The organism is Maribacter sp. 4U21 (assembly GCF_002742365.1).
Lineage (GTDB): Bacteria > Bacteroidota > Bacteroidia > Flavobacteriales > Flavobacteriaceae > Maribacter.
On sequence record NZ_MDGN01000022.1, the window covers coordinates 96,869 to 123,412 of the forward strand.

Here is a 26,544-nt window from a genome sequence, read left to right on the forward strand (position 1 = left end):
TCAGAACTCCAACGAATAGACATTTTTTTACAGCAAAAAAGCATGGAAGAATTTTCAAAATATGACTTTTCGGCGATTAACATCAAGAAAAAAGTAGCTGTTAGATTTAGAAAGTTTTCCAAGGAAATCTCAAAATCTAATACAGAAGCATTGGCTTCGATGCTTAATTTTTTTGATTGGAACGACCTTTCCCCAAACGATAACTTGGGTGTTAAAAATGAGCGGACCAATAAACGGATAAATGCAGTAATTGCCATTCTTAAGAACATTGAAAAGCACCAGACCAAACCGATGGCTGCCATGTTGCAAACCTTATTTAAAGAAACCACCAATCTTGAAAAAGAAGAGGAATCTTTTGGTTTTGAAACTCCCCTAGTTACTTCGGAGAACGAAGAACTGGAGTATTATCGTGAAGGATATTATAACCTTAAGGAAAAGTACCACACATTAAAACTTCAGATGGATGATATCCTGTCAAAAGTAACTTATGTGAAAAGCAATTTTGGAAAAGGTTATTTCAAATTAGATTTCGAGAAAGAAACCCTAGAAGAATTAAAAAAGAAGCTATAGATGTACATTACCATATCACCACAAAAAATGAACGACGGCTATTCCCAAAGTTCCAGTGATTTTGTCTCCTATCTTGAAAAGGAAAATGAAGGAAAACCCATTGCGGAGCAGGAACACTTTTTTAACCAATACGGCGAGGAAATCACGGGTAGCGAAGTCATCAAAGAAATTGATGGCAATACTACCAAACTTAAAAAGAAGGAGCCCAAGTTTTACTCAATCACCATAAATCCTAGTAAAAGGGAGTTGAAACAATTACAAGACCCCAAAAGAGATTTTAAAACCTATACCCAAGAACTTATGAAAGATTATGCGACGGCATTTCATAGGGAAGTCAATGGAAAGGCAGTATCTGTAAATGATATTAAATATTTTGCCAAAATTGAATATCAACGATTTTTCAAGGGAACGGACAAAGAGATACAGGAAAACCAACCCTATGCCACAAAAATATTGTCGTTCAAACATGAAATTCGAGCTATCGAGGAAGGGAGGAACACGGGAAACATCAAAAAACTGGAAAACCAAATTTCTCGACTTGAAAAACAGGCCCCGCATCAACAAAATGGGAAACGTATTGTTAGAGGGATGCCCAAAGAAGGATCACAGGCCCACATTCATATTATTGTAAGCCGAAAGGATCTGAGTAATTCAGTAAGCTTGTCCCCAGGAAGCAAACATAAAGCTTCTGAAGTAATGATGCACGGTAAAATAGTAAAGCGGGGGTTTGATAGGAATGGATTCTTTGCAGCCTCAGAAAAGACGTTCGATAAGTTGTTCCATTACAAGCGAAATTATGTGGAATCCTACAAGGCAAGAAAAACACTTTTAAAGAACCCCAAAATCTACTTTTCAATCCTATCAGGATTGCCAACCAATGAAAGAGCAGTAGCCTACAAGCTACTTTCAAAATCCGGAGTTCCTATTATGAACATACCAACAAATAAATTGCAATTGACAGTAAAAGCCATTAAGAAAATAAAACAAGGTTTTGACAAGGCCATTCAATCCAGTTCCATAGGTATATGAATGCTTCATTGGCTCATATCGTTCTATGCACAATCATTCCCTTGATTACCCTTGGGCTTCTTTTCTATGTCTTTTTCCATACGGAAAAATCTGAAATTAAGGACAAGAAGTATCGAGTACCGTTTAAATTGAAAACTGGCAAATTTCAAATTGGTAATGTTAAAAGGGGAGTTTCTATCATTGGTTCTGCAGGTAGTGGAAAAACGGAGAGCGTTATTTACAATTTCCTGAAACATTTCAGTAAACATGAATTCTGTGGTATCATACATGATTATAAAGATTTTGAGCTGACTGAGATTGCCTATCCGCTTTTTAAAGACAAAGAGGTTAAATTTTATAACATATCATTCGATGAAATCCATTTTAAGGTCAATCCAATTGCTCCAAGATACTTGCCAAATGAAGAAAGTGTCAATGAGGTATCAAAAGTGCTAATTGAAAATTTATTGGAACAAAACCTTTCGGAAGCATCAGGGAGTAATAAATTCTTTTCGGACGCCGTCGAAGGTTTGTTGAGTGGATTGATTTGGAAATTAAAAACAGCACACCATAAGTATTGTACATTACCTCATTTGATTGCGCTTTTTCAATCGATGAACACTAAGAAATTAGTTGCTTTTTTAAGTTCCGATTTGAGTTCAAAAGCGATGGCTAGTGCCTTTATAAATGGTATCGAATCTGAAAAGCAGACTGCTGGTGTAAAAAGCACCTTGGCAAATGCCCTCAAGAAAATTAGTTCACAGAAATTGTTCATGATACTCTCGGCAGATGAAGTTCCATTAGATATTAATAATTCCAAAAATAAAGGAATCATTTCCATAGTAAATAATCCCAAATATGAATCAGCTTATTCCCCAATCATTGCCACGATTATGCATACGGTTATAAAACAAATGAGCGTGAGAAACCAAGAATCTTCCTTTATATTAATGGAAGAAGCCCCAACAATTAAATTACTCAATATGCATCGAATTCCAGCAACCTTAAGGAGCTACGACATTACCACAGTTTATGTTATGCAAGATAAAATCCAAAACGATATGCTATATGGAGAGAAAGCAAGTAAAGCTATTCTAAGTAATTTGTCGTATCAGTTTTTTGGAAAAGTAAATGATCCTGATACAGCTAAATACTACGAACGGTTCTTCGAGATTGTTAAGAATCCGACACGAAGCGTTAGCAAAGGAACTGGTCTTTCTTGGGATGCTAGGATTACCAAAGGGGAGAAAGAAGCTCCAAAACGTAGAGCGGATCTTTTTTTTAGATTAAAGCAAGGTGAATTTATTGCTTTTGTAGATGGGAAAGACAGAAAAATTAGATTCAAACTACTGAATATCGTTAAATTAAAGCCTAAACCTAGACTAGTATTTACTAAAGAAGAATACGGCTTAAACTATCAAGGGATAAACAGAGATGTCCAAGGAATTTCCGATAAAAGCGTTAATAGTTCATATAAGGTACCGGATAGGCGTCTCTAATAATATTGTAACGTTCTTTTACTTTATCACTTTTTTTGAAAAGTGTTTTTTTGCTTTCTTTTTTCTTTAAGATACCTAAACTTAGGTAATTATATTCCCAATTACTTTCAAGTGTTTCATTAAAAGTATTTCTATACTTAAGCGCATAAATTAGCATAAACTCCTTCAAGTATATATACGGTTTAAAGACTAAGTAAGCAATTTTTCGAAATCCCACGGTTTAGATATTTTACAGTAAAATTACTTTTAATTAACGTTAAATTTACATAAAAATTATTTGACTAAGCTCTAGAATGGTATTTTTTGCCCTTAATGCGATTTTAATGGATATAGATATAGGTTAAAATTGATAAGTAAAAGAAGGATTTTGAAGTTAAAAGAACAGCTTTCCTTTTATATCTAATTAGCCTTTTTATAAAAGGTTAGTAGGAGAATCGTTTTGAATGCATGCCAAATATCAAGAACAGAATAATATCTGTTTTACTACCTACACTTTTTCTTATTTTTTTAAAGGCGATGTTCATCTGCCTCTCAATAGTATTCTTAGAAATATTTAAATATTCCGCAATTTCAATATTGGTTAAACCCTCTTTCTTGCTCAATAAGAATATCTCCTTACACTTTGGGGGTAATTCTTGAACTGCTTCCCTTACTAAAACAATTAACTTTTCCATTGTATCATTGTCTTGTTCTACGATTCCATCTAGTTCTTCAATATATTTTTTTTCTAAGGAAGTAACCAATTGATTTTTCTTGTATTCATTAATACAGGCATTATAAACAGATTTGTACAAATAGCTCTTTAATGAAAGTTCAGGTCTAAGGTTATCTCTTTTCTCCCAAACACTGATGAATACATTCTGTACAATATCTTCTGATGTGCCTATGTTATTTATGAGGCTATTGGCATATAAACATAGTTTATGGTTATAGTTGTCTACTAATTCCCCATAAGCATTTGCATCCCCTTTTTTGAGTCGAAGTACCAGCTTAGAGTTTTCAAAAGGGTTTTTATTCATAATGCTATTATTGTGATTGATAGAAAAAAGTCAATCAATATTTATGCCCCAAAAATAGGAATATCAATAGTATTTGAAAATTTTTTTATTAAAATGAAAAAAAAATGCAATTAAAATTGGTGGTATGATAAATTTCAATTGTAATAGATATATACATCCTTTTTTGGAAAATGAACAAAATAGAAAAGCTTATCGTAAAATATTTTTCGGGTTTCATAACTCGAGAAGAGTGGCATGAACTAAATGAGTGGGTTAAAAATTCTCATGAGAGGAAATTGTTTAGTGAGTATGTAAGAATTAATTATGCTATAGATGATATCATGAGCGAATTTAATACCGAAAGAACGAAAAAGACCATTCTGGAAAGAATCCAGAAAGACAAAAATTTTAAAGCTAAAAATAAGAGGTTTAGAATATTTAAATATGCGGCAGCAATCATTGTTTTTGTAAGTCTTGGAATACTATATCAAACTGATTTTTTTACTAAAAATTCGGATAAATCAATGCCTCAAACGGTGGATGAGATTACATTGGAATTACAAGATGGGAGTTTACAGGTATTGGAAAAAAATCAACCACATGAAGTTGTTGATTCCGAAGGTAGCGTAATAGGAGTCTACAAAAACAATCGTTTAGTTTATCAAAATACTTCGTCAGATAAAGACAATCAAAAGCAGAATTTATTGACCGTGCCCTATGGTAAAAGACTAGAGATTGAATTTTCGGATGGAACAATTGCTTATCTAAATGCTGGTTCATCTATAAAGTACCCTATTAGGTTTGGGAAGTCTACAGCTAGAAATGTTGTTTTAAGTGGGGAAGCTTTTTTTGAAGTTTCTAGAGACACGCTAAGACCATTTGTTGTGAGTACTGCAAATAATTTTGACGTGAAAGTATTGGGAACAAAATTCAATATATCTAATTATCCCGAAGACCAAACAACTGATGTTGTTCTCGTTGAGGGTTCTGTGGGATTACATTCGGACAATTTAGAAGCTGATGTTATTCTAGAACCGGGACTTAAAGGAAGCTTTGATAGGCTAAAAGGTAAAATTTCAACAAAACCAGTAATAACAAAGGTTTATACTTCATGGATAAATGGTGAACTCATATTTAGAAATATGACTTTTGATAATCTTTTAAAGAAGTTGGAACGACATTATAATGTGACGATTATTAATCAAAATTCTGAGTTCTCCAATAAAAGATTAAATGCAAATTTTGGAGACGAGCCCATAGAAATAGTGTTGAAATACTTTAAAAATACTTATGGCATAGCGTATACCATAAATAAGAATACAATCATAATTAATTAAAAAACCAAAAAACTGTAGCCGATGAAATAAACTAGAAATTAAAAAAGAATATATCATTTTCTATAAAAGAAAATCGGAAAATGTTGGAGCATTTCCCGATTTAAAGAAAATGATTAAATCGAAAACTAATCAATTTAATTCACTATAAAATTATGAAAAATCTCATAGAACCAATGGGGTTTAAAATCTCGTGGTTCAAATTTGACTTGAAAATGAAGCTCAGCTTGCTATTATTGTTTACTTCTATTTTCTTATTGCAGGCAAATGAAAGTTATTCCCAAAGAACGAAAATGACTCTTGATTTGCAAGATGTCCCTGTGGAAGAGCTTATTGATTTAATTGAAGATAAATCTGAATATAGATTTTTGTACCTGCTTGAGGATGTCGACTTAAAGCGAATAGTATCAGTACAAGCAAAAAACAAAAGAGTAGAATTTATACTAGATGCTGTTTTTGAAGGCACGAACACCAAATACAGTATTGAAGATAGACAGATTTCACTTACCAAAGCCCCCGTTTTTAATAAGGAAAAGCAGGTAGTTCCTGTAAAAGTACTTCAACTCTCTGTTTCCGGAACAGTTTCTGATGGGGAAGGTGCGCCGTTACCAGGGGCTAACATTATTGAAAAAGGCACTACTAACGGAACTCAAACAGATTTTGACGGTAATTTCTCAATTACCGTATCTAATGAAGATGCTATATTAATAGTATCTTATATCGGGTTCTCAACACAAGAAATAGTGCTCAATGGACAAACAAGCGTGTCTGTTTCACTTCAAGAAGATACATCTGGTCTTGATGAAGTGGTTGTAATCGGATATGGGTCTTTATCAAGATCTAAGGTTTTGGGAGCTGTATCATCGGTAAAATCTGAAGATATAAGTCAGTTACCTGTGGGTGGTGTAGATCAGGCAATTACTGGTAGGGTTCCAGGTGTGCAGGTTGTTTCATCTGGTACTCCAGGAAGTGCATCCCAAATCAGAGTAAGGGGTGTGGGAACTATAACCGCAGGGAGATCTCCATTGATTGTTGTTGACGGATATCCTTTAACCGAAGGTAGCGACCTCAATGCTATAAATCCTTTGGATATTGAATCAATACAAATATTGAAGGATGCTGCATCAACTTCTATTTATGGTTCTAGAGGAGCAAATGGTGTTATTTTTGTAACCACCAAAAGTGCCACCTCAGAAGAACCCACATTTAATTTCGATACTTATACAGGTTTTCAATCTGTATTAAATCAAATAGAACTATTAGATGCTTATGAGTTTGCCCAATTGGTAAAGGAAGCTAGAGATTGGGGTTATGTTTCCGCTGATCCTTCAAATCGGAGTGAGAATGATGATACGGCTACTAGATTGGCTAATGGAGCAAGTCCTAGAAATCTTATTCCAGGCAATATAGACCGGTATTTAGCAGGAACGCCAGGCCTTACCAACAATAACTGGTTAGACGACGTATTTAGAGATGCTGTCATACAAAGTCATAATCTTTCAGTGTCCGGTCGTAGTGAAAAAACAAAATGGTTTGTTTCTGGTGGTTATTTTAACCAGGAAGGCTTAATCATCGGATCAGACTTTGAGCGCTTTACTGCTCGAATAAATTTAGAAACACAATTAAGTGATGCAGTAAAATTCGGAGTAAATATGACTCCTAGCGTCTCAAATCAAAATTCTGTCGTAGAAGGATTTACAGATTCTCCATTACAACAGGCAATACTTTCTGAACCTTTCTTTACGCCTTACAATGATGAAGGTCAATTGAACATAAGTCAGCAGATTAGATGGCACAATAACGGTGGTACTGACGGTGCACTTGCTGAAAATCCAGTTGCCATTGCTCTGAGAAGAAAGAATGAACTCAATAAATTCAGACTATTTGGGAACTCATTTGTCGAAGTTAATATTTTGAAAGGTTTAACCTTCAAAACTCTATTCGGAGGTGATTTTGATCTTTCTGTAAGAGAAGAATTTAGACCATCGACCATTGGTCGTTATCGACAAGATGTGGTGGCCGCCGTGCCATCTGCAAGTGAAAGAACTAGGACTAGAAAGAATTGGATAACGGAGAATACGTTGACCTTTGATAGAAGCTTTGGAAAACATGACCTGAATCTTCTTGGTGGTTATTCCTATCAAAGGGAAAAATTCGAAAATATTAGAGTTAATGCCCCTGTTTTAGATAGCAATGATATTCCTAATGTTGCTGGAACGGCAGAAACAACCTCAGAAAAAGATGTGTCAGAATGGGTCTTAATTTCGTATTTCAGCCGACTTCAATACGCTTACGATTCTAAATATTTGTTAAGTGCTTCTATTCGACGCGACGGCTCTTCAAGGTTTGGGGATAATAATAAATTTGGAATTTTTCCTTCGGTATCTGGGGGGTGGGTAGTAAGTAATGAGGGCTTCTTTCCAAAAGAATCAGTTATAAGTAATCTAAAATTAAGATATAGCTGGGGTAAGACAGGAAATAACCAAATTGGAGATTACGGGTCTATTGCTGTTTTAAGACAGTTAAACGGAATTCTTGATAATGGCCTAGCTGGCGGACAAATTCCTGATACTGCACCTAATGCAGATTTATCATGGGAAACTTCAATAACCAATAATGCAGGTATTGACATTTCATTCTTTGATAATAAATTAAGCCTAGGTGTTGATTATTTTACTTCTACAACTGAGGATATGCTTCTCAATGTTCCTGTTCCGCAACAGTCAGGCTTTGATTCATCACTTCAAAATATTGGCTCGCTTGAAAATAAAGGATTGGAAATTGGCTTTTCAATATCTGATATTAACCTGGGTAACGTAAAGTGGAGTTCAAGTATTAACTTTTCCAAGGTCGAAAACAAAGTACTTCAACTTGCTCCTGGTCAAGAGCAGATAATAGCAGGTGGCACCAATATTACACAAATTGGAAGACCAATTGGGGAGTTTTTTGGTTTTGTGGTTGACGGTATCTATAAATCACAAGCTGAAATTGATGCATCACCACAAAGCGGAACTGATGTAAAGGTTGGTGATTGGAGAATTGTTGATGTGAATGGAAATGGTTCGATTAATGATGATGACCGAACTACGATAGGCTCAGCCTTACCTGATTTTACTTATGGATTTAATAACAGGTTCGCTTACAAAAACTTTGATCTTAATGTTTTTATAGATGGAGTTGAAGGGGTGGATGTATTGTCAAGAACCGTAAGGAATTTTACAAATGGCCAAGGTTTTTCTAATCAATTGGTTGAGTATTTTGAAAATAGATGGCATCCAGAAAATAATCCTAATGGAACATTGGCGAGGCCGGATTATACCCAATCAAGTGAACGCCTAAGGGCAAACGTTTCATCAGCATTCTTGGAGGACGGTTCCTTTTTAAGAGTAAGAAATATCACCTTGGGGTATAATATGCCCACGAATGTTATTTCGGATATAGGTTTGAAAAGATTGAGAATTTATGCGACGGCTACAAATCCCTTTTTGTTTACGGATTTCAAAGGTTTCAACCCCGAGCAATCTAATTCAAATCCATTAGACCCGAGTGATACGCAGGGGAGATATCCTCTTAATAGAACGCTTGTACTCGGTTTAAACATTAGTTTTTAATTAAAAAATTGACCAATGAAAATTATAAAATATATATGGATAATAACAGGCTTACTTCTTTTTGGTACGGCTTGCGAGAATGACTTGGATATAGCTCCTGTTGATCAGAATACTTCTGCGGGATTCTATAATAATGCTTCTGATATAGAGGCTGCAGTAAATGCAATCTATGGAGGGTTACAAAGAACTGGCTTATATGGTTATAACTATCATTTCTTATTGGAAACAAGGTCGGACAACACATTTGAAGAAGAGCCATCAAATTCTGGCGGATTTGGGGATGTTGACTTATTCAATCGAGTAACAACCAATGGTGTTTTTAGTAGAACATGGGAAGATTCTTATGTAACGATACAAGCGGCAAATATTGTATTGAATAGAATAGATGGTATTGATGATATAGACAGCGAGATAAGAAGTTCTAGAAAAGGCGAGGCCAAATTCGTTAGGGCACTCATTTATTACAATTTGGTAAATCTTTACGGAGATGTCCCACTTGTCATAGAAGAAACAACGAACCCTACAGATTTTTTTGGTCAAGGTAGAACGCCAGTTTCTGAAGTATACAATCAAATAATTACGGATTTAACAGAAGCGCAAAGCGAACTACCTTCCAATAATGAAGATGGAAGAGCAACAAAAGATGCTGCCAATGCACTGTTAGGTAAAGTTTATTTGACAAATGGAAACCCCCAAGCTGCTGAAACAGCTTTGAGAGCAGTAAGTAGTGCGACCTTTGTAGAAAATTACACGGATATTTTTGGAATCAATAATGAAAATGGTCCTGAGTCTATCTTTGAAATTCAATTCCAATCAAGTGTTAATGGAAATTCAGAGGGAAGTGATTTTGCAGCATTATTTACTTCTCAAGCCAATCCTGGATCAAGAGGAAATAATGTAATTACAGAAGATTTAATCAATTCTTTTGAACCTGGGGATTTAAGAAGGAACGAAATTATTCCCGATGCTAGTACGCCAACAGTATTTATTTCAACAAAATATGTAGATAATGATTTGCCTGTATTAGATGATGGAGATAATAATGTAATTGTATTGCGATATGCCGATGTTCTTTTAATGTTGGCGGAAGCATTGAATGCTCAGGGTTATATACCAGATGGAGAGGCATTCAATTTGTTAAATCAAATTAGGATTAGAGCAGGATTGGCTGTACTTGATTCAACAACGATCACTAATCAAGAAGAATTTGAAGTAGCGTTATTGCAAGAAAGAAGACATGAACTTTTTATGGAGTGCCATCGTTGGTTAGATTTAAAAAGGTTAGGTGATCCGATTACAACCATGAACAATCATTTTGCCAGTATTCCTGGTTTAAATATTACCATAGATGAAAATGATCTCTTGCTTCCGATACCTCAAAACCAAGTTGATACTGACCCTGAGTTTATCACCCAGAACCCTGGATATTAATTAGACCATTCTTTTGAAAATAAGCGTAATGACAAGCAAGCTTAATACATGGTTAGGAGGGGTATTTATGATCCTATTTCTCATCTCTTGTGATACTACAGATTCTGACATACAGGAACTGAGAGTTTCATTCACAGTGGATTCAGAAAAGGTTGAAGTTGGTTCTTTAATCAACTTTTCCGATACTTCTTCTGGTACAGACCAAAGCACTATGTATGAATGGGATTTTGGAGATGGTGCAAGTTCAACATCGAAGACACCTACGCATGTATACAGGGAAATTGGCGAGGGTAGTTATGTGGTTACTCTTACTCTCAAAAGAAATGGAGAAGTGGCATCTGCCAGCCAAGAGCTTTTAGTTTTTCTAGAGAACGATATTGCCAACCGAATTTCTCTTTCCGAAAAACTTGAAGATAATGAAATCATTGTCTGTGCGCATCGCGCTAAAAATGAAACAGGTGCTCCTGAAAATTCTATTGCAGCCATCAACAATGCTATTTCCAAAGGTATTGAAATGATAGAGGTGGATGTAAGGGTAACCAGTGATGGAGAGTTGGTATTAATGCATGATAGTACGATTGACCGTACTACTGAAGGATCAGGGAATGTTTCAGATTTTACATTGGAAGAACTGAAAGAGTTCCGTTTATTTAATGATAGTGGTGTTCTTACCAACGAAAGAATACCCACATTAAAGGAAGTTTTATCATTGACTCGAGGTAAACTTTACATTGATTTGGATATAGCAAATAAGGTTCTATTTGATAAAATATATCCAATTGTTAATCAATATGGAATGTTGAATCAAGTCATATTTTTTGCCTCTGATAATATTGGTGAATTAAACAATATGCTAGAACAAAATCCCAATGTAATTGCCATGCCCCTTGTGAATAGTCAATCTGATTTAAACAATTATGCAGATTTGAATCTAAATGTAGTGCATTATACGAGTGCTACTTTTACTCAAAGCTTGGTACAACAAGCAAAAGATAAAGGATGGTTCATATTTATGAATGCTTATGTCAATTCAAGTTCTCCCGAAGAGGACAATTTTGGTAGAATAGATAGGATAATCGCTTTAGAAGGGAACATTGTTCAAACCGATTATCCGGTTTCCGTTAAACAACATATTAATTAAAAATTCTTTAGAAATGAAAAAAATAACTATAACAAAGACAGTGCTTGCAATCCTATTGCTAGTTTCTTTTGTGTCTTGCGAGGATGAAGAAACCGTTGGTTTCCCAACTCAAACAATAAAACCAGTGGCTGATTTTGAGGTAATAGCAAATAGGTTAAGAGCTGGTGAAAGAATAGAATTTAAGGACAGTTCATCTGATGAAGATGGTTTTTTAACTTCATGGAATTGGGATTTTGGAAATGGTGATAGTTCAACTGAACAGTCTCCAACATACTTTTATCCAGAGGGAGGTGATTTTACAGTTAGCTTAACCGTATCAGACAATACGGGAAGCGCTAGTCAAACATCAAGTCAAAGAGTTGTGATTGAGGAATCCGTTTCTGGTGACCCCCCGGCGGAACTTTGGAACTTTACACTGTCTGGTAAATTAGATCGTTCTTCTCCAGCAGTTAGCGATGATGGAACTGTTTTTATTGGCTTTAATCAGGAAAATAGAGATAATCAAGGGCCAGATTTCATAGCGATAAAAAATGGCTCGCAAGTTTGGGATCAAGTATTTATTGAAGGTTCTCAAGAAAGATCAGATCAAATACGATCATCTCCAGCTATTACTTCAGATGGCTCAGTATATACGGCAAGTTATTTTAGTAGAACAGTATTCAAATTAAATCCCTCTAATGGCAACATAGATGCAGAAATTAATCTTGATACTAGAATACGTAATTCCTGTCCAGTATTTTCACCAGACGAATCTACGTTATATGTTGGTGGGCACAGTAGGGGTCCGAGAGGATTTCATTCTACGAATTCATCCTTGACAGTAAGCAATTGGATTTTTCAGGAAGATCAGGATTTTAATGCTACACCTGCCGTGGGAGCAGATGGTACTGTATACATAGCTTCAACAAATGATTTTATCTATGCGGTTAACCCTGATGGTTCCGAAAAATGGAGTTCCATGTATGGGTCATGGACTGCAACTGCAATTGCTATTGGTGAGGATGGAACAGTGTACATTGCAGCTGAAGATGGTTTTGAAGGTGTTTTTATTGCTTTTAATCCCGATACTGGTACTGAAAAATGGCGTAAAGTATTTACCCCTGGCCCTGATGAAGAGGCAGGGACGACTTTTAAAATAAATCACGGAGGTCCTGCTATTGCTCCTGATGGAACTATATACATAGGAGGTCATGAGCAAAAACTAATAGCCTATGATCCTGATGGAACTGAAAAATGGTCTTTTGAAGCAAATGGTCCTATAGAAACGGTTCCTGCCATTGATAATGAAGGAAATATATACTTTGGAGATACTGCAGGGTTCTTTCATAGTGTAAGTCCAGAGGGTGAGAAAATACGTCAATCTGTTCAACTTGGTGATGAAATATTAGCTTCAGCAGCTATTGGTTCTGACGGAACAATTTATGTAGCTGCCAATGATGGCGATCTTGGAGTAGTGTATGCTCTAAGGACCGATGCAACTGGTTTGGCTGATGGAGGGTGGCCAATGTATGCAAAAGATCCTAAACATACTGCACGCAGATAAATGAATTTTTTTAAGAACATATTAAAACTGGCCCAACTTTTTCTATTGTTGGTTGGGTCAGTTATGTTGTTTTCGTGTCTCAACAAATACCGGGAACAGAAAGTTGAGTCAAGAATTGATAATGCCATAGTATCCAATAATGCCATTAAAGTGATTGCCCAGAGATCAAAGGAAGGTATACTCATTTGTGCCCACCGATCTTTTCATAGGAATGCTCCTGAAAATTCAATAGAGTCAATTAAAAGGGCAATTGAGGAGGGCATAGATATGGTTGAATTGGATGTACGTACCACAAAGGACAGTGTATTGGTACTTATGCATGATGACAGTATTGGTAGAACTACCACAGGAAGCGGTAAAGTAAACCAATATACATTTAAGGAACTTCTACAATTTAATTTAAAAAATGGAGATTCAATATCAAATGAAAAAATACCAACATTAAAGGATGCTCTAGACTTACTAAAAGAGAGTAGGTGTATTGCCAATTTGGATTTAAAAGAAGTGGATTATAAAAAATTGCATGAAGTATTGAAATCAAAAAATATGCAGCATGAAGTAATTTCTTTTATTGGTAAAAAGGGAAAAGTGATGGAAATGGTTGAGGTTGATTCCTTATATGCTGTATTACCACTTTCGAAATCTAAGGAAGATGTGCTGTTCTATGCTGAAAATACAACTTCAGTATTACAACACTTTACTGAAGAGAGTTTTACAAAAGAATTAATGGAGTTGGCAAAGAAAAACAATCAGTTAGTGTTTATAAACACGCTTTGGGATGAAGATGAAGACCTTAAACGAGGGGAGATAGCCTCGATGGATAGCGTCATTGCTTTACGTCCTGCTATAATACAAACTGATTATCCAAAAATGTTATTGAGTCATTTACGTAAGAGAAAGCTTCATAAGTAAGTATAGTTTTATTTATAGTTAGTTTGGTTTAGTTATGTAAAAGCGCAGCATCGCTGCGCTTTTCTTTGGCCTTACTTATGACTTTAAAAAATTGTAAATTTTATGTTAGGTTATTTTAAAAAATCCAATCCTTCTTCTGTTATAGGAAAAGAGGTTGAGCAGCAGAAGCGATACAAAACCCTTAAATGGCAGGTATTTATATCTGCAACCATAGGTTATGGTCTTTATTATGTTTGTCGCCTAAGTTTAAACGTAGTTAAAAAACCGATTGTTGACAGCGGTTTTTTGACAGAATCACAGCTAGGTATTGTGGGGTCTGCCTTGTTCTTTAGCTATGCTATTGGAAAATTTACCAATGGTTTTTTAGCTGATTATAGTAATATAAGGCGATTTATGTCATTTGGACTATTGGTGTCCGCTTTGGCGAATATGGTAATGGGCTTTACTAGCGCTTTTCTCTTTTTTACCATTTGTTGGGGAGTTAATGGTTGGGTACAGTCCATGGGAGCACCATCAAGTGTGGTATCACTTTCTAGATGGTATAAGGATAAAGAACGTGGTAGCTTTTACGGTTTCTGGAGTACAAGTCATAATATCGGGGAAGCAATCACCTATATTTTGACAGCAGTAATTGCCTCTTATTTTGGATGGCGTTGGGGATTTCGTGTAGCAGCCCTAGTTGGAATGCTTGGTGCGCTTCTTATTTATATTTTCTTTCATGATAGTCCGGAGAGTAAGGGGCTGCCGCCTGTAAATAGGATAGTAAGTTCCAATAAAACAACTACATGGCAAGAACAAAAAGAAGCATTGCAGAATCCTTTTATCTGGTTACTTGCTCTATCTAGTGCCTTCATGTACATCTCTCGGTATGCCGTTAATAGTTGGGGCCCCTATTATTTTGAAACAGCTAAAGGCTACAGTCTTACTGAGGCGAACTCGCTAGTTGCAATCAGTGCAGTTTGTGGAATTCTTGGAACAGCTTCTTCCGGCTTCATCTCTGACAAATTTTTCAAAGGTCATCGAAATATGCCTGCATTTATTTATGGATTGATGAACGTCGGAGGTATCTCTCTTTTTCTTTTGGGTCCACAAGGGGTGTGGTGGCTAGATGCCTTGAGCATGGTCATTTTTGGCTTGGCCATTGGTGCTCTTATCTGTTATTTGGGAGGATTGATGGCTGTTGATATTGCATCAAAAAAAGCTTCTGGAGCAGCATTGGGAATTGTCGGTATAATGAGTTACGCAGCGGCAGGTATTCAAGATATAGCTAGTGGTTTCCTAATAGAAGGGAACAAAACGGTTATTGGAGATGAGACCATATACGACTTTACTTCAATTACTTTCTTTTGGATTGGTGCCGCGGTAATGTCCGTCTTACTAGCATTGTTAACATGGAAAAAAACATAAAGTGCTTTATGGAAAAATAGAACTGCCTTGATTATGGATAAAGACATAAAATCACTTTACGAAAAACTTTTAAAACACTCAAAAGTTGATGCTGTTTACGCGTATGCTCCGGGTCGAATCAATCTTATTGGAGAACATACGGATTATAATGGAGGTTATGTTTTTCCGGCAGCAATTAATCTAGGGATTATGACCTCCGTATCTAAGAATCGTACCAACCAAGTAAAAGTAATGTCCTTAAATATGGACAATTATTTCGAGTTTAATCTAAATACAGTAAATACAGTTAAGTATGATGGATGGCAAAATTATGTTGGTGGTGTAGTTTCCCAATTGATAAAACATGGATACAGCTTGGAAGGTTTCAATTTGTGTATTACTGGTAACATACCTATCGGCTCAGGCCTTTCTTCTTCCGCAGCTTTGGAGAATAGTATTGTGATTGCACTTAACAAGCTTTTTTCACTTGGATTATCAAAACATGAAATGGTAGCAATATCACAAAAGGCCGAGCATGATTTTGTTGGGGTTAATTGTGGAATTATGGATCAGTATGGCTCAATGTTTGGAAAGTCCGATAATGCATTCTTACTGCAATGCTCAAGTCTTGAGAGTACTTTTCTTCCTGTTGATTTTGAAGAATATGAATTGGTATTAATCAATTCCCACGTTAATCATTCCTTAGGCGATTCGGAGTATAATGTGAGAAGAAAAACTTGTGAAAGGGTTGCTTCAAAATTTGGAGTCAAATATGTAAGTGAACTGAAATCATCAGTTTTACTAGCCAAAAAATCTGAATTAACGAAGAATGAATTCCAAAGGGCAAATTTCGTAATTGAGGAGAATAAAAGAGTACTTAGTGCCTTTACGGCATTACAAGAAAAAGATCTAAAGACTTTTGGAAAACTTCTCTATGAAAGTCATGCAGGATTACAATTTGAATATGAGGTCAGCTGTAAAGAATTGGATTTTTTAGTTGAGTCAGCTCGGTCCTCAGGAGAGGTTTTAGGAGCCAGGATGATGGGTGGTGGTTTTGGAGGATGTAGTTTGAATCTTATAAACAAGGAATCGAAAATGTTTAAAGAATCTATTACAAGAACTTACTTGAAGAAATTTAATAAAAAGCTGTCATTCATTGCTGTAAAACTGGATAACGGTGCAAGAATTATAAATGATGAATAAAAAAATTATAGTCACAGGTGGATGTGGATTCATAGGGTCCCATACCGCAGTAGAGCTCCAGAACAAAGGGTATGATGTCGTTTTAATTGATGATTTATCAAATGCATATGAAAACACAATAAATCGTGTATTTATGATTACCGGTATTAGACCAATTTTTGAAAAGATTGATTTAAAGGATGAGAAAGAAACACAGCATTGTTTTCATAAGCACAGAGATGCAATTGGGGTGATTCATTTTGCGGCCTATAAGGCTGTTGGTGAATCAAAAACCGACCCTATTAAATATTATGAAAATAACTTCAAAGGGCTTATTCATGTCTTGAAGGCCATGCAATCAAATAGTATTTCCAATATCATATTCTCTTCTTCGGCAACTGTTTATGGCTTGCCAGAGAAGCTGCCGATTCAAGAAGATTTACCTACCCAACGTCCTTTTTCTCCATACGGTAACACAAAGAAAGTTGGAGAAGAAATTTTAGAAGATGTAGTAAAATGCGGTTGGCTCAAAGCAATCTCTTTAAGGTATTTCAACCCTATTGGTGCACATGAATCAGGAAATATCGGTGAATTACCACAAGGAACTCCTAACAATCTGATGCCCTATATCACACAAACGGCAGTTGGAAAACTAGACCAATTACAAGTTTTTGGAGATGATTATGAAACTAAAGATGGAACAGCTGTTCGAGATTACATCCATGTGGTAGACTTGGCTTTGGCTCATGTCAAAGCCCTTGATTATTTATTGAATAACGAAGATCAAACGAATTTGGAAATCTTCAATTTAGGAACTGGAAAAGGGTATACCGTAATGGAAGTAATTAAAACCTTCGAACGCGTCAGTGGTCAAGAGCTAAATTATGAGATAGTCGAAAGGCGCGATGGAGATGTTCCATCGCTTTTTGCCAATGGGGATAAGGCATCTAAGATTCTTGGTTGGGAGGTAAAAAGAAATCTAGATGATATGATTCAGGATTCATGGAAATGGGAACAAAATAACAGGAACAATAATTAGAAGATGCTATGAACAAAAGGATAACACTTCGTGAATTGGCAAATAACCTAGATGTATCTATCTCCACAGTTTCTAAATCTTTATCTGGTAGTTCTGAAATAAGTAAAGAAACCAAGAGAAGAGTAGTACAACTAGCCACGGATTTGAATTATAGCCCTAATTATCTCGCATCAAGATTGAAAACAGGAAGATCAATGGCAATAGGAGTTATCCTTCCATCTATTATGAATTCTCATTATGCTAAATTATTATCTGGAATAGAACAAGTTCTAACTAAGAATAACTATAAAATGATGACGCTCTTTTCAGATGATTCTAGACGTAAAGAAGCAGATTGTTTTTATCGAGTTTTGGATGGTTCTGTAGAAGGGATTATTATTTGTATGGCGCGCGAAACCCAACTTTCAGGAAAAACACATCACCTGCAACATTTTGGAGCTAAGAGAATACCCAAGGTTTTTGTTGACAGATTGTACGACCCAATTAAGGCTGATCAAGTAGTTTCAAACGATTTAGAAAGTGTTCATGAGGCCTCCAATACGCTTATAGAAAAATATCAATTAAAGAATTTGATTTTTACTTCTTTAATGGGAAATATTGAAATTGAAAGGTTACGATTTCAAGGATATGCATTATCGATGGAGAAGCATGGTTTAGAAAATAAAATAAAAGCTTTGATGATTTCCAATCGTTCTGAGTTTGAAAAGAACCTGACAGAACTATTGAAAAAAAATGCAGTTGATGGTATTTGCTGTGCTAACGAGTCAACTTTAAAACTTGTCCTTGATATAATGAGGAATCAAGATAATAAAAGTTGGGGAACAATTCCTGTTACGGCATTTTCTGCGAGTGCTGTTAAAAAATTAAGTAACTATCCCTTATTATACATAATTGACAAGTGTGCAGAGAAGATTGGAAAACAAGCTGCCAGTCTATTGTTAAGAAGAGTGGAATTTGGTTATGATAAAAAATTTAAAATCAAAGAGGTTAAAACTAAAATAGTATGAGTGGTATGATAGTAAAAAACTTAGATAAAGTACACATAAGAACTAATATATTGACTGGTTCACAAGTTCTTGTATCACCACATCGTACCCAACGACCTTGGCAGGGAAAACAAGAGGAGTTACCTAACGCTGTGCAAGCTGAATATGACCCAGAATGCTATCTGTGTCCCGGGAATAAAAGAATTGGAGGTGATCAGAACCCCGATTACACCAATACCTATACTTTCACCAATGATTTTTCAGCTTTAATTCCCGATATAGAAGAAGTAACTCTAGAATCGGCATCATTTAAAGCCCATTCAGAAAAAGGTATTTGTAGGGTGGTCTGCTTTTCTCCTAACCACTCACAAACGTTGTCTCAAATGGGTATAACTCAAATAGAAAATGTTATTGAAACATGGAAGTTAGAATTCAGGGATTTATCGCTTTATAAATTCATAAATAATATACAAATCTTCGAAAATAAAGGAGCTATGATGGGCTGTAGTAATCCACATCCGCATGGACAGATTTGGGCTCAACAGACTATTCCCTTAGAAATTCAGCAAAAAAGCCAAAACTTTTCAAAATATTGGAAATTGAACAAGCAATCGTTACTTGAAAACTATTTGATTGAAGAACTAAAACTGAATGAACGCGTCATTATTGAAAATAAACATTTTGCTGTGGTTGTTCCGTTTTGGGCTGTGTGGCCTTTTGAGACAATGATTGTTCCAAAAAGGGTTATGAAAAACATTACAGAAATAAGCGTTGTAGAGAATAAGGCATTTGCCGATGCTATAAGAAAGATTACCAAGATTTATGATAAGCTATTCAATTGTTCCTTTCCTTATTCTTCTGGAATTCATCAAGCACCAGTTGATGGCAAAAAAAGCACCGGATGGCATTGGCATATGAGCTTTTACCCACCATTACTAAGATCAGCTACGGTAAAGAAATTTATGGTTGGTTATGAAATGTTTGGTATGCCACAACGTGATATTACGGGCGAACAGGCTGCTGAAACACTAAAGAGTTTAAAATAGAGAAAAAAAGAATTAACAACCAACCAACATATTCAAAGTAGCAACCCAAACTAACTAGAGTATGTTTTACGCAAATATTATTAATGAGTTCAACGAGAAAATAGCAGAATTTGAGGAGGCGACGACTACTGAATTGGTTAAAGCAAATGAGTGTATAAAAATTTCTTCATGGGCATTAGATACATTTAAAGCCCATGTAACAAGTAATGGATTTGAAACTCTAAAAGATGAAATAAGTTTTTTCAAAGGGATTAAATGCCAACCTATGAAATACCTTATCCACTACACGGAGATTCGTTCTTGCGAACTACGTCTACCAAAGTCCGATGTAAATCAACAGCTTAGTTACCTCGCTAAGCAGACTAAAAAGGTCAATCAATTTTTTGGTAGACATACTGAGTTTTTACTGTATATGGAGCAGGGATATTCTCATTTTGATGAGCATTATTTCACAAGGGAAAATTTGAATAACAATGCCGTCGTAAAAAGTTATCCGTACTACAAAGACTCCATATTCAATACCTCACACGATGAAATTTGGGCTCGTATTAAAGGTTTAGCGATGTATGCCAATTATTTAAAGAAAAGGAAGAATATTCTTTCTCATAAGTTACAAGAATTAGGCTTGGATAAGCTTAAATGGACTGGGAGTTATGCCTCCTTCGTTGAGATGGCCTATGGTCTTAAAATTATGGGCTGTATAAATCAAGGGAATGTTGATATCAAAACCATAATAGAAGTATTGGGAGAAATGTTAGATGTTCCGCGCGGCAATCATTCACGAACATATAGCGAATTGAAAGCTCGAAAAGGTTCTAGAATTAAGTTTTTTGAAGAAGCCGGAAAGAAACTTCGGGAGAAAATGGACGATGAAGATGGGTAAAGTAGCTGAATAATGTTCAAAAATTTCCGTCTTTCATCGTATTCAACCGCACACTATATTTTTTTGATGTTTTGTGGATGCTCGCTATTTGCTCAAACAGAATTTGAGGCATTAATACAGCCGAAGATTGCCATTAATATAAATGCTGACAAAGCTTTTTCTCAAAACTTTTCATTCTCGCTTCGTTCTTTCGTATTTCAGGATAATTGGAACTACTCCAATCAACATTTACAGGTTTCACATTTTTCAACCTTGGCAACTAGCCCCAATGCAAGTCTTAGTTTTGGGGTTATGTATCGTAATCTGCATCTTTTTGACAACACTATCGTCAATGAATTAAGAACCACCCAACAATATAATTACGCATTGAGAAAGAATAGTGTCCGATTTGGGCATCGGGTTCGTCTTGAAGAACGTATCAGTGTAAAACGTATTAGATTTAGATTACGTTACAGATTTGCAACTGATTTTCCACTACAAGGGCAACGTTTAGACTCAGGTGAGTTTTATGGTTTGGCAAACATTGAAGCTGTCTCATCTTTTGAACGCAATAGAACAGGTGAATATGAAGGAAGGCTAACCATTGGTATTGGAAAAATATTGAAGCATAAAACCAAAATCCAACTAATGCTCCATTATCGTCGACTTGATGTTTTCTCTTCAATGGATAATCAATTATTTGTCCTTATCGAAACTTATTTTAAAATCTAATTTTGAAAAACAGAACTCGGTTTGCGCTCTGTTTTGTTAATTTCTACTGCTGTTCTGTCTCTAAGTTGATAGTAATCCCGATAATAACTACGCAAACTATCCAAAATCTAGAGTAAATAGTTGGATTAATATTTATCCGAACTCGGTATGCACTCTGCAAAAGTTATCTTTTGAAATATCAGTTTTGTGGAACGAAAGTCAAATCATAGCAAAGCCGTCATTTAAAAAAGAAAACCTTGACGGCTTTGTTTTTAAAATTGAAACAAATGGGTGCAACAATTATTACCACTGAAGATCTTAGAGAGTTTAAAATGGAGCTACTCGATGACATTAAACAATTACTAAGCAATCAATCTGGTCATTCTTCTAAAAAATGGTTAAAGTCCCCGGAAGTTAGAGAACTTTTAGGCATCTCTCCGGGTACGCTACAAAACCGTCACTCAACCGTCACTTTTATGTCAGTACAATTAAGGTGCAAAAAACGGACATAGTATACCACCTGCGGCGGATTAAAGTGAACCATCCACAGCTGGTCAAAGTGAGCATAGTACAGCGGATTAAATTGAACCACTAAAAATCGATTCTATTTGAAGGTTAAGTCAATAATCTTTTTTTGTCAAAAAGATTATGGCCAACATACAAATAGAAATGCGAAAAGTAAAACGAATTTATAAGTTATATAGTTCTGGTGTGAGCAAGCGCCAGATAAGTAAGCAGCTTGGTCTTTCTAGAAATACAGTAACCAAGTATATTGATTTTTTCAAGCGTTATCGTCTTACCGGTTATGAAGTCTCAGAAATGACTTTAGAAGAGCTGTACAAACTCTTCAAATCAAACCGTAAAGCTAAGAGTCAGCAGTTATTAACCTTAGAAAGATACTTTTCTTACTTTGATAAAGAGCTTCGTAAAACAGGGGTTACCAAACAGCTTTTGTGGCAAGAATATTATGACAAGCACCCCGATGGGTTTAGGTTGTCCCAGTTCAGGTATTGGTATCGTGAGTGGTGCAAAGAAGTATCACCGGTAATGCACTTTACACATAAGGCAGGCGATAAACTGTTCATTGATTATACGGGCAAGAAACTTCATGTTGTAGATAAACATACTGGAGAAATACAAGATCTGGAAGTATTCGTATGTGTGTTGGGCAGTAGTCAATATACCTATGTAGAAGCACGTGAGAGCCAAAAAGAAAGAGGATTTCATTGCCTGTGTTGAAAATGCGCTGTGGTTCTATGGCGGTGTACCCCAAGCTTTAGTACCTGATAATCTGAGGGCTGCTGTAACAAAAAGTAGCCGATATGAACCTAAGGTCAATGAGACCTTTGCGGATTTTGCAGAGCATTATGAAACGGCCGTACTGCCAACACGAGCTTACAAACCAAGAGATAAGGCCATTGTTGAGAATGCGGTACGCATTATCTATACAAGGGTATTCGCACCGCTAAGAAACCAGACCTTTTACAATCAAAAAGACTTAAATAAAGCCATACTAAAACTCTTGGAAACGCATAATAACATGTCATTCAGGGGTAGGGAATATTCTCGGTATTCTTTGTTTAAAGAGATAGAGTGGATAGAACTTAAACCATTGCCCCTAAAGCGATATGAAATAAAATCATATGCAAAAGCCACGGTTCACAAGAACAGTCATATCTACCTGGGCAAAGACAAACATTACTACAGTGTACCCTATCAGCATATAGGCAAACACGTCAAAGTTATCTTCTCCGATAGCCTAGTGGAAATATTCCATAAACAAGAACGACTTGCAGCACATGCTAGAGAGAAAAAGAAATATGGGTACACCACAGTAAAAGAGCATATGCCCTCACATCATCAGTTTGTAAGCGAATGGAACTCAGAAAAGTTCATCGCCTGGGCGGCTAATATTGGCAGTCATTGCAAAGAATACATTATGGTCATTCTAGATAAGAAACAACACCCTGAACAATCTTACAAATCATGCTTGGGCATACTGCATCTAGCCAAGAAAGTGGGCAATGAAAGATTGAACAATGCCTGTAAAAGAGCATTGGGGTATCAAGCCTACAATTATAACATGGTCAATAGAATCTTAAAAAAGGGCTGGGACAAACTTGATGAAAACCTTGAAGAACAGATTGAAATACCTGACCACCATAATATCAGAGGAGGAAACTACTATAAATAGAAATCAATAATTAAAATCAAATACATGAATACACAAACATTAGATCAAATGAAACAATTAAGGCTTTACGGTATGATAAGAGCCTTTAACACCAGTTTGTCTTCAGATAGTATTGAATACACCAATGATGAGCTCATTGCATATTTGACGCAGTCTGAATGGGATGATAGACAGAACCGAAAAATTGAGAGACTGACCAAAACGGCGAGGTTCAGATATAGCGCAGTAATGGAGAACATTGATTATGATAGATCTAGAAACCTTGATAAAAATCAAGTGCAACGTTTTGCAAGCTGTGACTTTATAAAGAAAAAAGAGAATATTTTGATTACCGGAAGTACGGGCGTAGGCAAAAGCTATTTAGCTTCAGCTATGGGACATCAGGCATGTTCACAAGGCTTTAGGGTGATGTACTTCAATGCCAACAAACTCTTTACCATGCTCAAGACATCAAAAGCAGATGGCTCATATGTCAAACAGATAAATCGATTGGAAAGACAAGATCTGTTAATACTCGATGACTTTGGGCTAAAAGCTTTAGACACATTAAATAGGCACTCCTTTATGGAAATCATTGAAGACAGACATGGTAAAAGAAGCACAATTATAGCATCGCAACTACCCGTAGAGGCTTGGCATGAAATCATTGGAGAACAAACCATAGCAGATGCCATTTTAGATAGATTGGTACATTCTGCTCATCGAATTAATATCAAAGGAGAATCAATGCGAAAAAAACTAAGAAATAAACACTAATTTTAAACCTAAATAGAATCGATTTTGAGCAACTGATTTGCTATGCTCACTTTCATCCGCCCGAAGTGGCTCACTTTGACCGCCCTATCCAGTCTCGCTTCATTTGAAGTGCCTTTAACTTTTTTCTTTTTAGCATCCCAAAGTAGTAATGGAATTCTTCTTTTGAGGCTAATGTCAACTCTTTTACTATTTACAGTTATTCGAGCGTAGAGAGGCGCTTCGTCACTAATAGCTTTAGATTTTTTGACTAAAAAAAGAATTGAAAAAGTGTTTTGTGTACGCATAGTTGTCGTCTTTAAATTATTAAATATTTATCGAGACGAAAGTCAAATCAACTATTCTAATTCAATAAATCAATTTGATAAAAGGTGCCTTTTAAGGTCACATTTAAAGTCAAATCAATTCAAATCTTATGTACTCCTAAAAACTTGAAAACCATGTAAATCATAAGACTTACATGGTTTTGTTACTAATTTGCATTAGTTTTAGTGACCTCAACAGGACAGAGTTCAAACTTTTTGAAAGAAGATATGGATTTGATAATTTCGAAATCCTGGCAGTTGAACCTTTCAAATATGAATAATTAGAATAAGACGATGGTGTTTACTTCGCTTAGCCGCCAAGTCAAATATTTTGTAACAAATTTTTACTATAGTTGTTAGAAATGATCCAGATAGTGTAATCAGTATTTCTGAAAAAGTAAAAGTAGAAAGGCTTAATTTGATATGGCAAAATGAACGATCTGATGTCAAGTATCAAGCACTTATTTAAGCGGCCAATTGAATATACTTAAGTTCCGTAAAAGGCAATTTACCGGAACTACTAAAAAGAACGGCAAATGAAACTGGATGGAAGTAGGTTCCAACTGAGGATGAGTCGTTCTGAAAATTGGACTTTTTATAGTACAATAACAATTATAAATTGAACCAGCTCTAGAAGTTTAAACTTCATGGTTTTGGAGATAATAGAAATATAGTTAATCGTAACCCTATTTCTTAAATTTGATGTATATGTCTACCACTAACTGTATATAATTGTTGACAACAATTTCAACGGAACACAAAATGAGAAACCATCTTTTACTTTTTGCCTTGATAGGACTAATGAATTCAACATTGGTATTTTCTCAAGATATAAATGTCAAAATTGGAGTAAAAGACAGCGTTTCGTCAAAAATATTAAATGAGAATAGACAACTAATTGTAAATCTTCCAAAAGACTATGATAGTTCAAATAATACCTATCCCATACTTTATATATTGGACGGAAATATGACCGGTCTTTTAGATGCGATTACAGCGACTCGTAAGCTCAAAGCAGAATTTATAATAGTCGCTATTCCAAATACGGACCGAGACAGAGATATGATGCCATTAAGTACACCTACCTATGAAGTTGCAAATCCTGGAGCCGAAAATTTTCTCTCATTCATTGGGAGTGAACTAATCCCACATATAGATAAAAACTATCGCTCAAATGGTAAAAGGACGATTCGAGGCAGGTCGCTGAGTGGTTTGTTCGTAATGTATGCTTTTTTGGAAAAACCAGAATTGTTCGACAATTATATTGGAAATAGCGCAGGTTGGTATGCAGATATGGAATATTATTTTGGAGCCTTGACTAGTAATTCTTTTCAAAACAAAGAACAATTTGATGGTAAAAAATTGTTCGTAGCCAACTCTTTGGTTGACCCATTTGACCCTAAAAAAAAAGTTCATAACGGAATGCTGGAATTTTCAAAAAAAGTGAGATCTGAATTAGGAGACAGACTATCATTCAAGTATGTAACTTTTGACAATTATGGTCACGTTCCTTTTCCAAGTTTTTATGACGGATTAAAATTCGTTTTGAAAGAAGATGGATAAAAACGATTGCCAACAAATATATCCTAAACCCAATTGCAACGTATTCGACAACGTCCGAATCCACTAAGAACTACTAAGGCTCGTGTCAAACCAAAAATTAAGATTATTATCCTACTTTTAAACAGTGCGGTTTTAGGAGAAGCTTAGAAACTAATGTTACCCCGTAAACGACGGTTAAGACCTTTGTTCTTCATTATAACTAACAATTGACCAATGATTAAATTCTTTAGAAAAATTAGACAAAACTTACTTTTAGAAGGTAAAACCGGAAAGTATTTGTGTAAGCTTCCCCTGTAAGCTTCCCCCAATCAGAACTGTTTAGTTTTCCAAAACTTCATTAAAATTATTGTTTTTAATTCTTTTGGGGCTAGCCCCAAAAGAATTAAGTTCTGCGTATTTTATTGGCGGCACTTTGCCAAGTGCGTCATGTGGTCTGTGATGATTATAATCGTCCATCCATATACGTGTTT

At 35.6% G+C, this 26,544-nt stretch carries 23 protein-coding genes and 1 pseudogene; 21 read left to right on the forward strand and 3 right to left on the reverse strand.

Translation table 11 applies throughout. The features are described from left to right. Positions 1-42: 42 nt before the first annotated feature. From BFP77_RS04310 to BFP77_RS04320, 3 genes are read left to right on the forward strand one after another with little or no spacing between them, the layout of a single operon-like run. Positions 43-570, forward strand: a complete 528-nt coding sequence (locus tag BFP77_RS04310) for a BfmA/BtgA family mobilization protein (RefSeq protein ID WP_257212859.1) — start codon at positions 43-45, stop codon at positions 568-570. Further along, positions 571-1,599 (forward strand): MobB family relaxase, encoded by a 1,029-nt coding sequence (gene mobB / locus BFP77_RS04315; protein ID WP_099572832.1) that lies wholly within the window; start codon positions 571-573, stop codon positions 1,597-1,599. Then, a complete protein-coding gene (locus tag BFP77_RS04320; RefSeq protein WP_099572833.1) occupies positions 1,596-3,077 on the forward strand; it encodes a type IV secretory system conjugative DNA transfer family protein in 1,482 nt (493 codons plus the stop codon). The genes mobB and BFP77_RS04320 overlap by 4 nt, the downstream gene beginning before the upstream one ends. A 422-nt stretch (positions 3,078-3,499) precedes the next feature. Here the strand turns inward: BFP77_RS04320 and BFP77_RS04330 are convergent, their stop codons facing one another. Next, the gene (locus BFP77_RS04330; protein ID WP_257212860.1) at positions 3,500-4,096 is read right to left on the reverse strand and encodes an RNA polymerase sigma factor; all 597 of its coding nucleotides are present in this window, start codon (positions 4,094-4,096) and stop codon (positions 3,500-3,502) included. 170 nt (positions 4,097-4,266) lie between these two features. Here BFP77_RS04330 and BFP77_RS04335 point away from each other — a divergent pair, with 170 nt between their 5' ends. The 17 genes and pseudogenes from BFP77_RS04335 to istB all read left to right on the forward strand — a co-directional run bounded on the left by BFP77_RS04335 (position 4,267) and on the right by istB (position 24,209). Continuing rightward, complete coding sequence (locus BFP77_RS04335) at positions 4,267-5,412, forward strand: FecR family protein (protein WP_099572836.1); 1,146 nt, start codon at positions 4,267-4,269, stop codon at positions 5,410-5,412. 290 nt (positions 5,413-5,702) lie between these two features. Next, on the forward strand, positions 5,703-9,020 hold the full coding sequence (locus BFP77_RS04340) for a TonB-dependent receptor (protein WP_180272304.1): 3,318 nt from the start codon (positions 5,703-5,705) through the stop codon (positions 9,018-9,020). 15 nt (positions 9,021-9,035) lie between these two features. Further along, the gene (locus tag BFP77_RS04345; protein WP_099572838.1) at positions 9,036-10,451 is read left to right on the forward strand and encodes a RagB/SusD family nutrient uptake outer membrane protein; all 1,416 of its coding nucleotides are present in this window, start codon (positions 9,036-9,038) and stop codon (positions 10,449-10,451) included. Positions 10,452-10,479: 28 nt separating this feature from the next. Then, positions 10,480-11,592 carry a glycerophosphodiester phosphodiesterase family protein gene (locus BFP77_RS04350; protein WP_099572839.1) on the forward strand — a complete coding sequence of 371 codons (1,113 nt, stop codon included), beginning with the start codon at positions 10,480-10,482 and terminating at the stop codon, positions 11,590-11,592. 40 nt (positions 11,593-11,632) lie between these two features. Further along, the gene (locus tag BFP77_RS04355; RefSeq protein WP_180272305.1) at positions 11,633-13,135 is read left to right on the forward strand and encodes an outer membrane protein assembly factor BamB family protein; all 1,503 of its coding nucleotides are present in this window, start codon (positions 11,633-11,635) and stop codon (positions 13,133-13,135) included. Further along, entirely contained in the window at positions 13,136-14,047 is a 912-nt protein-coding gene (locus BFP77_RS04360) for a glycerophosphodiester phosphodiesterase family protein (protein WP_099572841.1), read from the forward strand. 102 nt (positions 14,048-14,149) lie between these two features. Beyond that, positions 14,150-15,454: an MFS transporter gene (locus BFP77_RS04365; RefSeq protein ID WP_099572842.1), complete on the forward strand. Its 1,305-nt coding sequence runs from the start codon at positions 14,150-14,152 to the stop codon at positions 15,452-15,454. A gap of 33 nt (positions 15,455-15,487) precedes the next feature. After that, entirely contained in the window at positions 15,488-16,636 is a 1,149-nt protein-coding gene (galK, locus tag BFP77_RS04370; RefSeq protein WP_099572843.1) for a galactokinase, read from the forward strand. Next, positions 16,629-17,654 (forward strand): UDP-glucose 4-epimerase GalE, encoded by a 1,026-nt coding sequence (gene galE, locus BFP77_RS04375; RefSeq protein ID WP_099572859.1) that lies wholly within the window; start codon positions 16,629-16,631, stop codon positions 17,652-17,654. Before galK ends, galE begins: the two co-directional genes overlap by 8 nt. 8 nt (positions 17,655-17,662) lie before the next feature. After that, positions 17,663-18,661 carry a LacI family DNA-binding transcriptional regulator gene (locus BFP77_RS04380; RefSeq protein ID WP_099572844.1) on the forward strand — a complete coding sequence of 333 codons (999 nt, stop codon included), beginning with the start codon at positions 17,663-17,665 and terminating at the stop codon, positions 18,659-18,661. Then, positions 18,658-19,686: a UDP-glucose--hexose-1-phosphate uridylyltransferase gene (locus BFP77_RS04385; protein ID WP_257212861.1), complete on the forward strand. Its 1,029-nt coding sequence runs from the start codon at positions 18,658-18,660 to the stop codon at positions 19,684-19,686. The genes BFP77_RS04380 and BFP77_RS04385 overlap by 4 nt, the downstream gene beginning before the upstream one ends. A 61-nt stretch (positions 19,687-19,747) precedes the next feature. Beyond that, positions 19,748-20,569: an RteC domain-containing protein gene (locus BFP77_RS04390; RefSeq protein ID WP_099572845.1), complete on the forward strand. Its 822-nt coding sequence runs from the start codon at positions 19,748-19,750 to the stop codon at positions 20,567-20,569. 12 nt (positions 20,570-20,581) lie between these two features. Next, positions 20,582-21,280 carry a DUF2490 domain-containing protein gene (locus tag BFP77_RS04395; protein ID WP_099572846.1) on the forward strand — a complete coding sequence of 233 codons (699 nt, stop codon included), beginning with the start codon at positions 20,582-20,584 and terminating at the stop codon, positions 21,278-21,280. 266 nt (positions 21,281-21,546) lie between these two features. Beyond that, a pseudogene (locus BFP77_RS04400) lies at positions 21,547-21,714 on the forward strand (helix-turn-helix domain-containing protein); the annotation flags it as partial. A 193-nt stretch (positions 21,715-21,907) separates the two neighbouring features. Beyond that, the gene (locus BFP77_RS17245; RefSeq protein ID WP_257212862.1) at positions 21,908-22,498 is read left to right on the forward strand and encodes a hypothetical protein; all 591 of its coding nucleotides are present in this window, start codon (positions 21,908-21,910) and stop codon (positions 22,496-22,498) included. Beyond that, positions 22,458-23,453: a Mu transposase domain-containing protein gene (locus BFP77_RS17250; protein ID WP_257212863.1), complete on the forward strand. Its 996-nt coding sequence runs from the start codon at positions 22,458-22,460 to the stop codon at positions 23,451-23,453. The genes BFP77_RS17245 and BFP77_RS17250 overlap by 41 nt, the downstream gene beginning before the upstream one ends. Before the next feature lie 24 nt (positions 23,454-23,477). Further along, positions 23,478-24,209: an IS21-like element helper ATPase IstB gene (gene istB / locus BFP77_RS04410; RefSeq protein ID WP_099572848.1), complete on the forward strand. Its 732-nt coding sequence runs from the start codon at positions 23,478-23,480 to the stop codon at positions 24,207-24,209. Between the two features lie 8 nt (positions 24,210-24,217). On the opposite strand, the gene BFP77_RS04415 is transcribed toward istB, so the two are convergent. Then, entirely contained in the window at positions 24,218-24,493 is a 276-nt protein-coding gene (locus tag BFP77_RS04415; protein ID WP_099572849.1) for an Arm DNA-binding domain-containing protein, read from the reverse strand. 780 nt (positions 24,494-25,273) lie between these two features. On the opposite strand from BFP77_RS04415, the gene BFP77_RS04420 reads away from it, so the two are divergent. Then, positions 25,274-26,074: an alpha/beta hydrolase gene (locus BFP77_RS04420; protein WP_099572850.1), complete on the forward strand. Its 801-nt coding sequence runs from the start codon at positions 25,274-25,276 to the stop codon at positions 26,072-26,074. 318 nt (positions 26,075-26,392) lie between these two features. On the opposite strand, the gene BFP77_RS16810 is transcribed toward BFP77_RS04420, so the two are convergent. Continuing rightward, positions 26,393-26,544 (reverse strand): integrase core domain-containing protein (locus BFP77_RS16810; RefSeq protein ID WP_143751842.1); only part of this gene is annotated, 152 nt, incomplete at its 5' end.

Coding starts and splice junctions, on each gene's coding strand:
- istB (WP_099572848.1), top strand. CDS start 23,478: ATGAATACACAAACATTAGATCAAATGAAACAATTAAGGCTTTACGGT.
- BFP77_RS04380 (WP_099572844.1), top strand. CDS start 17,663: ATGAACAAAAGGATAACACTTCGTGAATTGGCAAATAACCTAGATGTA.
- galK (WP_099572843.1), top strand. CDS start 15,488: ATGGATAAAGACATAAAATCACTTTACGAAAAACTTTTAAAACACTCA.
- BFP77_RS04365 (WP_099572842.1), top strand. CDS start 14,150: ATGTTAGGTTATTTTAAAAAATCCAATCCTTCTTCTGTTATAGGAAAA.
- BFP77_RS04345 (WP_099572838.1), top strand. CDS start 9,036: ATGAAAATTATAAAATATATATGGATAATAACAGGCTTACTTCTTTTT.
- BFP77_RS17245 (WP_257212862.1), top strand. CDS start 21,908: ATGGCCAACATACAAATAGAAATGCGAAAAGTAAAACGAATTTATAAG.
- galE (WP_099572859.1), top strand. CDS start 16,629: ATGAATAAAAAAATTATAGTCACAGGTGGATGTGGATTCATAGGGTCC.
- BFP77_RS04310 (WP_257212859.1), top strand. CDS start 43: ATGGAAGAATTTTCAAAATATGACTTTTCGGCGATTAACATCAAGAAA.
- BFP77_RS04340 (WP_180272304.1), top strand. CDS start 5,703: ATGACTCTTGATTTGCAAGATGTCCCTGTGGAAGAGCTTATTGATTTA.
- BFP77_RS04335 (WP_099572836.1), top strand. CDS start 4,267: ATGAACAAAATAGAAAAGCTTATCGTAAAATATTTTTCGGGTTTCATA.
- BFP77_RS04385 (WP_257212861.1), top strand. CDS start 18,658: ATGAGTGGTATGATAGTAAAAAACTTAGATAAAGTACACATAAGAACT.
- BFP77_RS04320 (WP_099572833.1), top strand. CDS start 1,596: ATGAATGCTTCATTGGCTCATATCGTTCTATGCACAATCATTCCCTTG.
- BFP77_RS04350 (WP_099572839.1), top strand. CDS start 10,480: ATGACAAGCAAGCTTAATACATGGTTAGGAGGGGTATTTATGATCCTA.
- BFP77_RS04415 (WP_099572849.1), bottom strand. CDS start 24,493: ATGCGTACACAAAACACTTTTTCAATTCTTTTTTTAGTCAAAAAATCT.
- BFP77_RS04395 (WP_099572846.1), top strand. CDS start 20,582: ATGTTCAAAAATTTCCGTCTTTCATCGTATTCAACCGCACACTATATT.
- mobB (WP_099572832.1), top strand. CDS start 571: ATGTACATTACCATATCACCACAAAAAATGAACGACGGCTATTCCCAA.
- BFP77_RS04330 (WP_257212860.1), bottom strand. CDS start 4,096: ATGAATAAAAACCCTTTTGAAAACTCTAAGCTGGTACTTCGACTCAAA.
- BFP77_RS04390 (WP_099572845.1), top strand. CDS start 19,748: ATGTTTTACGCAAATATTATTAATGAGTTCAACGAGAAAATAGCAGAA.
- BFP77_RS04420 (WP_099572850.1), top strand. CDS start 25,274: ATGAGAAACCATCTTTTACTTTTTGCCTTGATAGGACTAATGAATTCA.
- BFP77_RS04360 (WP_099572841.1), top strand. CDS start 13,136: ATGAATTTTTTTAAGAACATATTAAAACTGGCCCAACTTTTTCTATTG.